Genomic DNA, 13,945 nt, shown 5'->3' on the forward strand with positions numbered 1-13,945 from the left:
ACGGCCATCAAGCCGCCGACCCGTTTCAGAAGTTCAGCGGCCTCACGGCCGCAATCCTTTGAATGCCGACCAGACCTAGCCCTTCACCAGCACATCCCACCCGGGCGTCGCCCGGTGCAGGGCGTCGGTGGCGAGGATCGCCGCGGCCTGGGTCCAGGTCGGGCGCTCGGCCGGCCAGACGATCTTCTCCTCGAACTGCCAGCCCATCCAGAACACTCCGTCCTCGTCGCGGCAGTTCATCTGCCACTCCAGCAGGGTCCGGGCCCGGTTGCGGGCGCCCAGGCTTATTGCGGTCAGCGCCAGCTCGCAGCTCTCCGCCACCGTCGCCCAGGGCTGGTCCGAGACGCAGCGGCAGCCGTGGCCGGGCTCGATGAACCGGTGCGCCCGGGTCTCCAGCCGGGCCAGGGCCGCGGCGAAGGGCATGACCCCGCAGAGGATCGGATAGTACCAGTCCATGGCGAAGGCCGAGCGGTCCTGCTTGCGGTCGAACCGCTCGGGCCGGCACAGGATCGCCCGCTTCAGCCGCGCTTGCGCCTCGCACCACTGCGGCCTGGGCTCGCCCACCGCCTCGGCCAGCTGGATCGCGCAGGACAGGCTCTTATAGATCGAGGCCGCGCCGGCCAGGACGCAGTCGTCCTCGCTCCCGCCATGGGCCTCGGCGGACCAGGAGATGTCGCCCTCCGGGTGCTGCAGGGTGAGCACGAAATCGATGGCCGCGCGGACCATGGGCCAGTAGCGCCGCGCCGTGCGGATATCCCCGTCCAACCGGTACTGCCGCCAGACCGCCACCGCCGGATAGGCGATGAAGTTGGAATCCTTGAAGGCCGGCGCCTTGGTCCGGGCCAGCGTCAGCCGGTCGGCCATGGGCAGGACATTGCCGTACTCCCCATGCCACGAGCCGTCCGGCGCCTGGGTGCGCGCCAGAAACTCCAGCCCGCGCGAGGCCGCCTCCGCCTCGCCCATGACCGCGAGCGCCATGACGCATTCGGCGTGATTCCAGGCGTCCCAGGGACCGTCCTCAAACCAGGGGATCGCACCATCCGGCGTCTGGGCGGCCAGCATCCAGTCCGTCGCCCCTCGAAGGCCACCGAAGGCCTGGGCGGCGTCGGCGCGGTCGAGGGCGAGCGTCATGCGGCCAGGCCTTTGCGGAAATAGAAGGCCACGCTCTTGCCCATGATCGGGTTGGCCAGGGCTTCCAGAACCCGCGTCAGCCAGGGTCGTTGCATCAGGTCCCAGACCAGGAACCGGTGATAGAGCCGGACCAGCACATGGTCCCGCCCCCAGAAGGCGCACTTCAGCCACCAATAGGGCGAGTGCAGGCCGTGGGCGTAGTGCTGCCCCAGGAACCGGAATCCCAGGCCGGAAACATCAGCCTTCAGAACCTCTTGCGCGAAGATCCGCACGTGGCCGCCGGGCTGGTCGGCATAGCCGTTCTCGCCGGGCGCCAGCGCCCAGCAGATCCGCTCCGGCCAGGCCCGCGGAATGGTCGGCACAAAGGCGCCGCCCGGCTTCAGCACGCGGCGGATCTCGGCCAGGGCGTCCCTGTACTCGACCAGATGCTCCAGCACCTCCGAGCAGATCACCGCGTCGAACGCCCCGTCGCCGAACGGCAGCCGATAGGCGTCGCCGACCAGGAAGGCCGTGGCGGCCTCGGCGTCCGGCTTGGGCAGCATCGACAGGCCGTCCCGCGCCTTGACCAGCGACGGCACGTCGAGGTCCAGCCCCACGACATTGATCCCGCCGATCACATGCAGGCCATGCACGTGACGGCCCTCGCCGCAGCCGAGGTCCAACACCCAGTCGCCGGCCTTCAGGCCCAGCCGCTCCAGCTTGACGGTCAGCACGCGCGGGCCATGGCCCGTTGCAGGACCACGTCATAGGCGACCGCCGCGCGGTCCCAGTCGAACTGTTCACGGGCGTGCTTCAGCCCGGCCACGCTCATGGCGCTCCGCCGCGCCGGATCGTCCAGCAGCTGGCCCAGCGCCAGGGCCAGGGCGCGGCTGTCGCCCTTGCGCACCACCACGCCCGCGTCGCCCACCACCTCCGGCAGGGCCCCGCCGTCGGTCACCACCACCGGCGCGCCGCAGCACATGGCCTCCGCCGCCGGCAGGCCGAAGCCCTCATAGAGCGAGGGCGTCACGCAGATCGCCGCCTTGGCGTATTCCGCCACCACCTCGTCGCGGGTCAGGCCGTGGATGAAGCGGATCTTGTTGGTCAGGCCCAGGTCCTCGATCAGCTCCGCCGTCGGCCCCTCGCGCAGCTTGCCGATCACCACCAGCTCCAGCTCGGGCCGGGTGTCGACCAGCATGGCGTAGGCCTCGATCAGGTGCTTCAGCCCTTTCAGCGGCACATCGGCGCTGGCCGTGGTCAAGAGGCGCTCCGGTCGGCGGCGAATGTCGGGCTGCACCCGGAAGATGGTCTGGTCGATGCCCAGCGGGATCGGGGTGATGCGCTCGGGCGCGATGGCGAGGCACGCCGCCACGTCCTTGCCGGCCGCCTCCGAGACCACGATCACGTCCTTCAGCCGCGGCGCAACCTTCTCCTGCATCTTCAGGAAGCCGTACCACTGGCGGATCAGGGCCCGCATGCCCCACTGGGGTTCGGCCGCGAGCGCCAGTTCCAGGTCGCGGCGGATCGGATGATGGATCACGCCGACCACCGGCAGGCCGCGCCGCTCGATATCGAGCAGGCCATAGGCGATGGACTGGTTGTCGAGCACGATGTCAAAGTCGCGGCGATGGCGGCGCAGATACTTCGCCGCCCGCCGGCCGAAGGTCTCCGGCTCCATGAACCGGCCGAGCCAGTGGCCGAAATATTCGCTCGTGTCCGCCCAGCTCTTCAGGTGCCGCCAGCGCAGGGCCCGGTGGCCGTTGTGCGGCTGGTTGTAGAGATCGAGCGAGGGGATCTTCACCAGGCCGACGCTCTCGTCGAGCTCCGGATAGGGCGGCCCGGACAGCACGGTCACCTTATGGCCCATCCGCGCCAGGGCCTCGGCCGCCTGGGCGAGATACACCCCCTGCCCGCCGACCCGGGGGTCCGAGCGATAGGACAGGAAGGCGATGCGCAGCGGGCGCGTCGTCTGGGAGGCCTTGGGGTGGGCGCGCGGAGCGCCGCGAAGGATCGGGGTCTCGAGCATCTGCGGCGTTCTAACGCAGGGCGCGCCCTAACCTAAACCCTCAATGGCGCCGACCCTGCCAAAACCGCGTGATGCGTGTCGGGAAGGCAATCCGCGGCTAGACGAACGTCCCGCCAAACCGCTCCCGCAGCAGGTTCTTCTGCACCTTGCCCATGGCGTTGCGCGGCAGGTCGTCGACGAAGAACACCCGCTTCGGCGTCTTGAACGCCGCCAGCTGTTCGCGCGCCGCGGCGATCATCGCCGCCTCGTCGCCCTGGCCGATCACCACCGCCACCACCGCCTCGCCGAAGTCCGGATGCGGGACGCCGACCACCGCGCTCTCGGTGACCCCGGCCATCTCGTCCAGCACCAGCTCGACCTCCTTCGGATAGACGTTGTAGCCGCCCGAGATGATCAGGTCCTTGGCCCGGCCGGAGATCCACACCCGTCCGTCCGCATCCTGGCGGCCCACGTCTCCGGTGATGAAGAAGCCGTCGGCGGTGAATTCCTCGGCGGTCTTTTCCGGCATCCGCCAATAGCCGCCGAACACCGACGGCCCGCGGATCTCGATGACCCCGGTCGCCTCCCCGCCCCTGATCCGCAGCTCGACGCCCGGCAGGGGGAAGCCGACGCTGCCGGCGATGCGGTCGCCGCCCAGGGGATTTGAGGTGATGATCACCGCCTCGCTCATGCCGTAGCGCTCCAGGATGCGCTGACCCGTGCGCGCCTCGAACTCGGCGAAGGTGGATTCCAGCAGGGGCGCCGAGCCGCAGACGAACAGGCGCATGTGGGCGGCGGCCTCGCGGGTGAAGCCCGGCGCGGCCAGGAGGCGCGTGTAGAAGGTCGGCACCCCCATCATCACGCTCGATCGCTTCAACCCGGCCAGAACCTCGGCGTCATCGAACTTCGCCAGCCAGACCATGGGACAGCCCGACAGGAAGGCGCAGTGCAGGGCCACGAACAGCCCGTGCACATGGAAGATCGGCAGGGCGTGCAGCAGCACGTCGTCCGGCGAAAATCCCCAGGCCTGGTGCAGGGCCAGAGCATTGGCCGCCAGATTGCCGTGGCTGAGCATCGCCCCCTTGGACCGCCCGGTGGTCCCCGAGGTGTAGATGATCGCGGCGAGGTCGCCGTCCTCCCGCGCCGTGGTCTCGGTGACCGGCGCCCATTCCGCGGCCTCCGCCGCGAAGGCCACAGGGTCGGTGATGAACACCTTGGGCTCGGCGTCCTTCAGGAAATAGTCGACCTCGCTCGGCGTATAGGCCTGGTTCAGGGGCAGGAAGACCGCGCCGATCTTCAGCGCCGCCAGATAGACCATCACCCCTTCCGCCGACTTGGCCGCCTGCAGCGCCACCCGGTCGCCAACCGCGACGCCCTTGTCCTTCAGCAACGCCGCGATCCGCCCGACGCCCGCCTCCAACGCCCCGTAAGAAATCTCCGTCCCATCACTCAGGATGAAACAGGCCCTGGTCCGATCCGCCGGAAACCGGGACGCAAGCAGGTCATAGAGATTCATGCGGGCCTCGTGAGGTGGTGATCCGATATGGCGGAGAGGACGCGAGCGAAGCAACTCCCCCTCCGCTCATCCCGGCGAATGCCGGGACCCAGATCATATGGCTCAGCGTATGTGGCCAGGGCTCAACACGACAGAACGATCACGCTCAGCGCTTTAGGATCTGGATCCCGGCCTTCGCCGGGATGAGCGGTATTTGAGGGGGTTCAGCCTCCCTCAAAACGCCAGCAAATTGTTCAGCTCCTCCCCCAGATCCCGCCAGGTCGGATTGGCCTCCTCGATCAGCAGCAGCTTCCATGACCGCCGCCACTCCTTGATCTGCCGTTCCCGCCGAAAAGCGCCGGATCGGGTCTCGAAATTTTCGAACCACACCAGCAGCTTCACGCCGTGCGTCTTGGTGAACCCCGGAAAGGTCCCCGTGCGGTGCTGCTCCACGCGCCTGGGCAAACAGTCCGTGGAACCCACATAGATGGTTCCATTTCGCTGGCTCGCCATGATGTAGGCATAGAACATGTTGCCATTATGTTCCGCTCGCTCGCCCCCATCAAGCCCTCCCGCAAGTCCCCCAAAATCCGCTCATCCCGGCGAATGCCGGGACCCAGATCATATGGCTCAGCGTGTGTGGCTAGGGCTCAACAGGACAGAACGATCAAGCTCAGCGCTTTAGGATCTGGGTCCCGGCATTCGCCGGGATGAGCGGAGGGAGGGAGAGCGCTTTAGGAATTAATTTATAATATATATCAATACCTTCACTAACCTCCCACCCCGTCAAACCCCCCTCGTCCATGTTGACGTCAAACCGGCGAGGGCGATTCAGGTCGGCGATTTCCGGGCCTTCGGGTTAGAATGCCCGTGGTCTTTCTCATCGTCATCGCGACACGCGGCGCGATTTCCCAAAGCCCCCTCCCCCATGCCATAGGCCGCGCATGGAAACCTTCGACGTCATCATCATCGGCGCCGGCGCGGCGGGCATGATGTGCGCCATCGAGGCGGGCAAGCGCGGGCGCAGCGTGCTGGTCCTCGACCACGCCAAGGCGGCGGGCGAGAAGATCCGCATCTCCGGCGGCGGGCGCTGCAACTTCACCAACATCAACACCAATCCGCAGAACTTCCTGACCGCCAATCCGGGCTTCCAGATCTCGGCCCTGCGCCGGTTCCGGCCGCGGGACTTCATCGCCCTGGTCGATCGCCACCACATCGCCTGGCATGAGAAGACCCTGGGCCAGCTGTTCTGCGACGACAGCGCCCGCCAGATCATCGACATGCTGCTGCAGGAGATGGCCGAGGTCGGCGCGGACCTTCGTCTCGAAACCGCCGTCGACCGCATCGACCGGACCGAGACCGGCTTCAGCCTTTCGGCCGGCGGCCGCCAGATCGGCTGCGCCAGCCTGGTCGTCGCCACCGGCGGCAAGTCGATCCCTAAGATGGGCGCCACCGGCTTCGGCTATGAGGTCGCCGCCCAGTTCGGTGTGCCGGTCATCGCCACCCGTCCGGCCCTCGTCCCCCTCACCTTCGAGATCGGCCTCCTGGAGCGCCTCAAGCCCCTGGCCGGGGTCGGGCTGGACGCCAGGATCGCCCACGGCAAGACCCGCTTCTCCGAGGCCATGCTGTTCACCCACCGGGGGCTGAGCGGCCCCGCCGTCCTGCAGATCTCGTCCTACTGGCGCGAGGGCGACGAGATCGCGCTGGACATGGCGCCAGGGACGGACGTCTACGCCGAGCTGCGCGCCGCCCGGGCCGAGAACGGCCGCCAGAGCGTGGTCACGGCCCTGGCGCGCCATGTGCCCAAGCGCCTGGCTCAGTTGCTGGTCGATCAGTCCGGCTTCGTCGGCAATCTGGCCGACGCCTCCGACAAGGTCCTGCGCCCCCTCGCCGACGCGGTGAACGCCTGGCGGGTGAAGCCGGTGGGCTCGGAAGGCTATCGCACGGCCGAGGTCACCCTGGGCGGCGTCGACACCACGGCGCTCGACAGCCGCACCCTGCAGGTCAAGGCGGTCCCCGGCCTCTATTTCATCGGCGAGGTGGTCGACGTCACCGGCTGGCTGGGCGGCTATAACTTCCAGTGGGCCTGGGCCAGCGGCTGGAGCGCCGGCCAGTCGGTCTAGGCGGCGCTCACCGAGGCCGCGATCAGGGCCGCCTTCTCCTGGGCGGTCAGCACCCGCCACTTGCCCTGGGGCAGATTGCCCAGCCGAAGTGGCCCGATCCGCACCCGGAACAGGTCGAGCACGCCCAGATCGACCAGGTCGCACATCCGGCGGATCTGGCGATTGCGCCCCTCGGTCAGCACGAAGCGGATCGTCTGCTCGCCGCTGACCCAGACCTTGGCGGGCTTCAGCTGGCGGCCGTCCAGGGACAGGCCGTGGTGCAGCTTGGCCAGCTTGCCCTCGGTGATCGCGCCGGACACCTTGACCACATATTCCTTGTCGAGCTCGGAATTGGGACCGATCACCGCCTTGGCGACCACCCCGTCGTCGGACAGGATCAGCAGGCCGCGGCTGTCCTGATCGAGGCGGCCGACGGGGGCGAGCCGCGTGTCGCGGTCAGGAATGGTCGGGCTCTCGCCGACCAGGGCCGAACGGGTCAGCAGCCGGACCGCCGGGATCTGCTTGCCCTCCGGCTGGGCCGAGACCACGCCGGTCGGCTTGTGCAGCACCACGGTGAAGCCGCTCTCGATCTTGGCCTGGGCGCTGTCGCTCAAACTGAGGGTCTGGCCGGTCTGGATCTTGCGGCCGGCGTCCAGGACCGTCTCGCCGTCGATGGCGACCAGGCCCTGGGCGATCAGGGCGTCGGCCTCGCGCCGCGAGCACACGCCGCTCTGGGCCAGCCAACGATTGATTCGCTGGGGCTCGGCTTCGTCATAGGTTCGGGTCCAAGCCATGCGCCTTCCTAGGTCGGCGACCCGGGCCCCGCAAGCCGCCCCGCCCGGCCGGATGGAACGCCCGTCGGGCTCAGGGGTTGATCCGGCGCCGACAGGCCGGAAAAATCTTCGAGGGTCGGGAACCTAAAGCGCCGCAGTTCGCTCCGTTAGGGTGAATGCGCCTATGAGAGGGTTCCCCGCCATGCAAGCCAAGACCGCCGAAGACACCTTTCGCGACGACCTGGTCGGCCTGATCCCCCACATGAGAGCCTTTGCCCGTTCGCTGACCGGCGACGCGGCCCAGGCCGACGACCTGGCCCAGGAGGCCCTGGCCAAGGCCTGGGACAAGCGCTCCAGCTTCGAGCCGGGCACCAATCTGAAGGCCTGGGTCTTCATGATCGTCCGCAACCAGTTCTTCTCCGACAAACGCCGCTCGTGGCGCAGCCAGCCGCTGGATCCGGAAGTGGCCGAGCGGACCCTGGTCGCCACCTCGAACCCCATCGCCACGCTGGAGCTGGACGAAGTCCGCCGCGCCCTGTTGCGCCTGCCGGAAGACCAGCGCGAGGCTCTGATCCTGATCGGCGCCGGCGGCCTCTCCTATGAGGAAGCCGCCGAGATCTGCGGCGCCGCCGTCGGCACCATCAAGAGCCGCGTCAGCCGCGCCCGCGACCGTCTGGCCCTGCTGCTGCTCGAAGGCGACTACGAGGACGACGCCACCCTGCCCAGCGACGCCATGGCCTGCATCTTCGCCCAGATCGACCAGATCCGCGCCCTGCGCCACGCGGCCTGAGGCCCCTCTTCAAAGCACTCCCGTGATCAGGCACGGTCGGGACCTCCGAGTCCCGACCGAGGCCGCCTATGAAGATCACCGACGCCCGCGTCATCGTCACCAGCCCTGGACGCAACTTCGTCACCCTGAAGATCGTCACCGACCAGGGGATCTATGGCATCGGCGACGCGACCCTCAACGGGCGGGAAAAGGCGGTGGTCGCCTATCTCGAGGACCATGTGATCCCGGTCCTGATCGGCCGCGACGCCCGCCGCATCGAGGACATCTGGCAATATCTCTATCGCGGGGCCTATTGGCGCAGGGGCCCCGTCACCATGCGGGCCATCGCCGCCGTGGACGTCGCCCTGTGGGACATCAAGGGCAAGGCGCTCGGCGCGCCGCTCTATGACCTCCTGGGAGGAAAGAGCCGTGAGGGCGTCATGGTCTATGGCCACGCCAACGGCGCCGACATCGCCCACACCTGCGACGAGGTCGGGCGCTATATCGAGATGGGCTACAAGGCCATCCGCGCCCAGTCCGGCATTCCCGGCATCGACAAGGCCTACGGCGTCGGGCGCGGCGACATGTTCTATGAGCCGGCCGACGCGGCCCTGCCCACCGAGACGGTCTGGTCGACCCCGAAATACCTCGACCATACCCCCAAGCTGTTCGAGGCCTTGCGCGAGCGGTTCGGCATGGAGCCGCACCTGCTGCACGACGCCCATCACCGCCTGACCCCGCTGGAGGCCGCCCAGCTCGGCAAGTCGCTGGAGCCCTTCCGGCTGTTCTGGCTGGAGGACGTGACCCCGGCCGAGAACCAAGAGGCCTTCCGCCTGATCCGGCGCCACACTACTACGCCGCTGGCGGTAGGCGAGGTGTTCAACACCATTTGGGATTGCAAGGACCTGATCCAGGAACAGCTGATCGACTACATCCGGGCCACGATCGTCGGCGCGGGCGGGGTCACCCATCTGCGGCGGATCGCCGACTTCGCGGCGCTCTGGCAGGTGCGCACCGGCTGCCATGGCGCGACCGACCTGTCGCCGGTGACCATGGGCGCCGCGCTGCATTTCGACACCTGGGTCCCCAACATCGGCGTCCAGGAATACATGCGCCACACGCCTGAGACCGACGCCGTATTCCCGCGCGCCTATAGCTTCGCGGACGGACTCCTGTTCCCGGGGGACGCGCCGGGACATGGCGTGGACATTGATGAGGCGCTCGCCGCCAAGTACCCATACGACGCTCGGCAGCTTCCGGTTGCGAGACTTGAAGATGGGACGATGTGGAACTGGTGAAAGCCTGGGCGAGGCGGACATTTATACTCAAAACGGTGCGACCCGCCGAATTCGTTAAGGCCTCATTTACCTTCCCGCCACAACCCTGCGCGGCATTCTGACCCACCACTAAACTGGTCAAAATCTAGGTGTCTGGCGCAGCGGAGCCTCTCCGCGCGGCGGCTCCCTGGCGTGCGGGGCTATGCCTGGATCATCAGGCGCGCCCCTTCAGCTTTGAGGACGAAGGGTGACGAGTATGGCGAGTTGGTTCGGGGCCAAGCCCAGCAAGGCGGAAGCCGAAAAGCAGATTGCGCTGGAGGCGACCGTCGCGGCGATCCACCGGTCCCAGGCCGTGATCACCTTCGACCTCGACGGAACGATCCGGGAGGCCAACCAGAACTTCCTCGACACCTTGGGCTATCGCGCCGACGAGGTCGTGGGCCGCAAGCACAGCATATTCGTACCGCCCGAGGAGGCCGGCAGCGCCGCCTACCAGGCCTTCTGGCGCGCCCTGAACAATGGCGAATATGTCGCCGAGAAATTCCGCCGCATCGGCAAGGGCGGGCGCGAGGTCTGGATCCAGGCCTCCTACAACCCGATGTTCGACGCCGCCGGGAAGCCCTTCCGGGTGATCAAGTTCGCGACCGACGTGACCGCGATCGAGCTCGAGCGCGCCCGCAACGAGCAGGAGCGGCAGGCGACCCAAGCCCGCCAGACCCAGGCCGTGACCGAGGTCGCCCAGGGTCTGTCGCGTCTCGCCGCGGGCGACCTGACCTACCAGATCACCGCGCGCCTGGCGGACGAGTACGTTCAGCTACAGACGGACTTCAACAACGCCATCGCCCACCTGAAAGACGTCATGGGAACGATCGTCGGGGCGGCGGACGGCATCCGCAATGGCACCGGTGAAATCAGCCAGGCGGCCGACGAGATGTCGCGCCGCACCGAGCAGCAGGCTGCCAGCCTGGAACAGACCGCGGCCGCACTGGAGGAGATCACCACCACGGTCCGCCAGACCGCCGAGAACGCCCGCCAGGCCCAGACCGCCGTCACCTCCGCCCGCAGCGACGCCGACGCCTCGGGCAAGGTCGTCGAAAGCGCCGTCACCGCCATGGGGGCCATCGAGGGCTCCGCGGGCCAGATCGGCTCGATCATCGGGGTGATCGACGAGATCGCCTTCCAAACCAATCTTCTGGCCCTGAACGCCGGGGTCGAGGCCGCCCGGGCCGGCGAGGCGGGCAAGGGCTTCGCGGTCGTGGCGTCGGAGGTGCGCGCGCTCGCCCAGCGGTCCGCGGAGGCGGCCAAGGAGATCAAGGGCCTGATCAACGCCTCGAACCAGCAGGTGGCGACCGGGGTCGAGCTGGTCGGCAAGACCGGCGAGGCCCTGCGCCGGATCGTGGGCCAGGTCGCCCAGATCACCGACCTGATCACCGGCATCGCGGCCAGCGCCCAGGAACAGGCCGCCGGCCTGCACGAGGTCAACACCGCCGTCACCCAAATGGACCAGATGACCCAGCAGAACGCGGCCATGGTCGAGGAGTCGACCGCCGCCAGCCACGCCCTGGCCAAGGAAGCCGCCGAGCTGGAGCGGCTGATGGGCGAGTTCAATTTCGGGGAAGCGGCGCGCGCCTGCCCCCCGCCCGGCGATCCGCCCCGTCCGCCCGTCCGGTCGCCCACGCCGCCCGCGGCGGCGCGGCGGCCGCCCGCAAGGTCGAGGCCGAGCCGGACGACTGGGAGAGCTTCTGACCTGCGACCTATTGGCCGCGTGGCCGTCAGGCGCCCGGAACCGGCGCCATGGCCCGCGACCATTAGGGGTTAATTTACCAACGCTGGCCCAACTGAAGCTCAGTAGTTTCCTCGCGTCGAGTATGGCCTCCAATCGCGGCTAACCCTGTCTCCGGAAGGATTTCTGATGGCTCTCGATGAACGCGGCCTGCCCGCGGTCGGCGCTGAACTGGTCACCGTCGCGATCGGCGGCCAACAGTTCGCTATCGACATCATGATGGTCCGCGAAATCCGGGGGTGGACCGCTTCCACTCCCCTGCCCCATGCGCCGTCCTACGTGCTGGGCATGATCAATCTGCGCGGCGCGGTTCTGCCGGTGGTGGACCTCGGCTCGCGGCTTGGCCTGACCGGCTGCGCGCGCACCTCCTCGTCCGTCGTCATCGTCGCCCATATCGACGGTCGCCAAGTCGGCCTGTTGGTCGATGAAGTCTGCGACATCGTGGTGCTCGCCGAGAACATGCTGCAGCCGGCCCCGCAGGTCGGCGCGGATCGCTCGGAAGAATTCGTCCAGGGCGTCATCACCACCGACGCCGGGATCGTCACCCTGCTGACCCTCGACGGCGTCCTGCCCCGGGTCGCCGAAGCCGCCTGATTTCAGGGGCCAAGCCCCTTTCATTCGACCCGCACGCCCGGCCTCACCGCCGGGCGTCTTGCGTTGGGCTTGACTGTCACCGACCGGTGACTTATTGCAATGTCACTAATTGGTGACTTTGCAGCGAGAGCTCCCCCATGCCCCACAACCAGATCCGCACGGGGGCCGGCCTGATCGGCTTCGCCGTGCTCATGAACGTCCCCTTCGCCCTGCTGGGCGCGAGCTTCGACTATCCGGACATCCTGCGCCGTCCCCCGCTTGAGATCCTCAGCCGGTTCGCCGCCGGGGGCGCGCCCCTGATCCTGACCTGGCAGCTCTATGTGCTAGTCTGTGTCGCCATGCTCCCGCTCGCCTTCGCCCTGCGCAACGCCATGGAGGCCCGCTATGGAGAGCGTTACGACGCCGCCACCGCCCTGGCCTGCGCCGCCGCGATGACCCAGGCCATCGGGCTTTCGCGCTGGGTGTTCGCCGTACCGGGCCTCGCGGCGACCGCGCTGGATCCGCACGCCGGCGCGGCGCATCAGGCCGCAGCTCTGGTTGTCTTCCAAGCCCTGCATCAGTTCGCCGGCGCGGGGATCGGCGAGAACCTCGGCCAGTCGTTCACGGCGCTTTGGGCCCTGGCGATCGGCCTGCCGAGCCTGGTCCGCGGGCGCTGGGTGACCGGCGGCCTCGCGGCTCTGGCCGGCGGGCTGATCCTGGCCGGCACGGCGGAGGGATACGCCACCGTCATCGCCTTTGATCCTGGCCCGCTCAGCCTCTGCGCACCGCTGGGCTATGTCCTGCTCTCCGCGTGGCTGGTCGCCCTGGGCGTCCGCCTCATGCAGCGCGCCTGACGCGCCGGGCCGCGCATGGGTTAAGCTCGCCGCCTCAACTGGGATTCGCCTTGGCCAGGACTGTGAAAACCGCCGCGCGAGACCGGGACGCCACAGCGACCCGGCTGCTCGACGCCGCCGCCGACCTTCTGGCGCAGGAAGGGTTTGTGGGGCTGACGGTCAATGCTCTGGCCCGTCGGGCCGGCTGCGACAAGGTGCTGATCTATCGGTATTTCGGCGGCCTTGAGGGGCTGATGGACGCCTTGGGGGCACGCCTGGATCTGTGGATCCGGCCGTCGCCCCCGCCCCTCGACACCGCAGCCGGCTACGGCCCGGTCATGGGGGCGGTGCTGCTCGACTACCTGCGGGCCCTGCGCGCCAACCTCCTGGTCAAACGCATCCTGGCCTGGGAGTTGGTCCAGGACGATGAGCTGACCCGCAGGCTGGGCGCCGCGAAGTCCGAGGCGATCCGCCGCTGGTTTGTCAGCGTCCGCGAGCGGGCGGGTCAGGCGCCTGCCGAAACGGACGCGCCGGCGGTCAACGCCATCCTGCTGGCCGGCGTCCATCATCTGGCCCTGCGCGAGGACAGCGGCGGCGGCTTCGCCGGTCTGGACCTCACCCTGCCCGAGACCTGGACCCGGATCGAAGCGGCACTGGAAGGGTTGGTCAGGGGCGCTTATCCCTGAGACCGCCTAGTCCAGCCACTGGTAGATGTACCAGTCGCCTTCGATCTGACGCTCCACATAGAGATATTTGGCCTTCTCCCCGCGGCGGGCAAAGGCGTCGGTGTCCGGTACGCGGTCCTGGGGGCTGGCCGTCCGGTCATAGACAATCCCCTTCACCGCCTTCGAGCCCAGCGCTGGGGCGCCAGATAGGCGAAGCGCACGGCCAGGCTCGCGCCGGGATCAGCGCTGGTGTTGCCCGCCGCGACCGAGCGTGCGCCCACCGCGCGCAGAATAGCCGCCAGACGCCCGGCCGCCGCCGGATCGGCCCCCTCGGGTTCGATCTTCGGCGCCCCGGCCTTGCCGCCCTGGTCGCGCAGGGCGACGGACTGCAGGCCCGGCGCATGCTCGAACACCTCCACGGCGGCCTGGAACTCTCCACGATGGCTGGCGAAGGCGGAGATCAGGGCCGCGTCGGTCGGCGGCGGCGCGGGCTTGCCGCAGCCGGCCAGGACGAGGCTCGCCGCCACACCGCTCAAAACCACCGATCGCTTCATGCCGCG

15 protein-coding genes are annotated in these 13,945 nt (G+C 68.5%); 7 read left to right on the forward strand and 8 right to left on the reverse strand.

Going from position 1 to position 13,945, the window contains the following annotated elements:
- Nucleotides 1-75: 75 nt before the first annotated feature.
- The 5 genes from MQH10_RS21760 to MQH10_RS21780 form a co-directional block, all read right to left on the reverse strand.
- Entirely contained in the window at nucleotides 76-1,131 is a 1,056-nt protein-coding gene (locus tag MQH10_RS21760; RefSeq protein WP_242566078.1) for a prenyltransferase/squalene oxidase repeat-containing protein, read from the reverse strand.
- Nucleotides 1,128-1,844: a class I SAM-dependent methyltransferase gene (locus MQH10_RS21765; protein WP_242566079.1), complete on the reverse strand. Its 717-nt coding sequence runs from the start codon at nucleotides 1,842-1,844 to the stop codon at nucleotides 1,128-1,130. The genes MQH10_RS21760 and MQH10_RS21765 overlap by 4 nt, the downstream gene beginning before the upstream one ends.
- Complete coding sequence (locus MQH10_RS21770) at nucleotides 1,838-3,136, reverse strand: glycosyltransferase family 4 protein (protein ID WP_242566080.1); 1,299 nt, start codon at nucleotides 3,134-3,136, stop codon at nucleotides 1,838-1,840. The genes MQH10_RS21765 and MQH10_RS21770 overlap by 7 nt, the downstream gene beginning before the upstream one ends.
- Nucleotides 3,137-3,233: 97 nt before the next feature.
- Entirely contained in the window at nucleotides 3,234-4,631 is a 1,398-nt protein-coding gene (locus MQH10_RS21775; protein WP_242566081.1) for an AMP-binding protein, read from the reverse strand.
- A gap of 213 nt (nucleotides 4,632-4,844) precedes the next feature.
- A complete protein-coding gene (locus tag MQH10_RS21780; RefSeq protein WP_242566082.1) occupies nucleotides 4,845-5,141 on the reverse strand; it encodes a GIY-YIG nuclease family protein in 297 nt (98 codons plus the stop codon).
- Between the two features lie 413 nt (nucleotides 5,142-5,554).
- Between MQH10_RS21780 and MQH10_RS21785 the strand changes: the two genes are divergently transcribed.
- The gene (locus tag MQH10_RS21785; RefSeq protein ID WP_242566083.1) at nucleotides 5,555-6,733 is read left to right on the forward strand and encodes a BaiN/RdsA family NAD(P)/FAD-dependent oxidoreductase; all 1,179 of its coding nucleotides are present in this window, start codon (nucleotides 5,555-5,557) and stop codon (nucleotides 6,731-6,733) included.
- Here the strand turns inward: MQH10_RS21785 and MQH10_RS21790 are convergent.
- Nucleotides 6,730-7,506, reverse strand: a complete 777-nt coding sequence (locus tag MQH10_RS21790) for a pseudouridine synthase (RefSeq protein WP_242566084.1) — start codon at nucleotides 7,504-7,506, stop codon at nucleotides 6,730-6,732. The genes MQH10_RS21785 and MQH10_RS21790 overlap by 4 nt on opposite strands.
- Nucleotides 7,507-7,687: 181 nt before the next feature.
- On the opposite strand from MQH10_RS21790, the gene MQH10_RS21795 reads away from it, so the two are divergent.
- From MQH10_RS21795 to MQH10_RS21820, 6 genes are all read left to right on the forward strand, one after another.
- The gene (locus MQH10_RS21795; RefSeq protein WP_242566085.1) at nucleotides 7,688-8,275 is read left to right on the forward strand and encodes a sigma-70 family RNA polymerase sigma factor; all 588 of its coding nucleotides are present in this window, start codon (nucleotides 7,688-7,690) and stop codon (nucleotides 8,273-8,275) included.
- A gap of 68 nt (nucleotides 8,276-8,343) precedes the next feature.
- Nucleotides 8,344-9,552: a D-mannonate dehydratase ManD gene (gene manD, locus MQH10_RS21800; protein WP_242566086.1), complete on the forward strand. Its 1,209-nt coding sequence runs from the start codon at nucleotides 8,344-8,346 to the stop codon at nucleotides 9,550-9,552.
- A 235-nt stretch (nucleotides 9,553-9,787) separates the two neighbouring features.
- A complete protein-coding gene (locus MQH10_RS21805) occupies nucleotides 9,788-11,350 on the forward strand; it encodes a methyl-accepting chemotaxis protein (RefSeq protein WP_242566087.1) in 1,563 nt (520 codons plus the stop codon).
- A 93-nt stretch (nucleotides 11,351-11,443) separates the two neighbouring features.
- Complete coding sequence (locus MQH10_RS21810; RefSeq protein WP_242566088.1) at nucleotides 11,444-11,908, forward strand: chemotaxis protein CheW; 465 nt, start codon at nucleotides 11,444-11,446, stop codon at nucleotides 11,906-11,908.
- Between the two features lie 137 nt (nucleotides 11,909-12,045).
- Entirely contained in the window at nucleotides 12,046-12,741 is a 696-nt protein-coding gene (locus MQH10_RS21815) for a DUF4386 family protein (RefSeq protein WP_242566089.1), read from the forward strand.
- 62 nt (nucleotides 12,742-12,803) lie between these two features.
- On the forward strand, nucleotides 12,804-13,406 hold the full coding sequence (locus tag MQH10_RS21820; RefSeq protein WP_242566090.1) for a TetR/AcrR family transcriptional regulator: 603 nt from the start codon (nucleotides 12,804-12,806) through the stop codon (nucleotides 13,404-13,406).
- A gap of 6 nt (nucleotides 13,407-13,412) precedes the next feature.
- Here MQH10_RS21820 and MQH10_RS21825 read toward each other — a convergent pair whose 3' ends face one another.
- Nucleotides 13,413-13,562 (reverse strand): hypothetical protein, encoded by a 150-nt coding sequence (locus MQH10_RS21825; protein WP_242566091.1) that lies wholly within the window; start codon nucleotides 13,560-13,562, stop codon nucleotides 13,413-13,415.
- Nucleotides 13,559-13,939, reverse strand: coding sequence for a hypothetical protein (locus MQH10_RS21830; RefSeq protein ID WP_242566092.1), 381 nt, complete (start codon nucleotides 13,937-13,939; stop codon nucleotides 13,559-13,561). Before MQH10_RS21830 ends, MQH10_RS21825 begins: the two co-directional genes overlap by 4 nt.
- Between the last annotated feature and the right edge of the window lie 6 nt (nucleotides 13,940-13,945).

Origin of the sequence: Phenylobacterium aquaticum (assembly GCF_022695515.1) — a bacterium.
Lineage (GTDB): Bacteria > Pseudomonadota > Alphaproteobacteria > Caulobacterales > Caulobacteraceae > Phenylobacterium > Phenylobacterium aquaticum.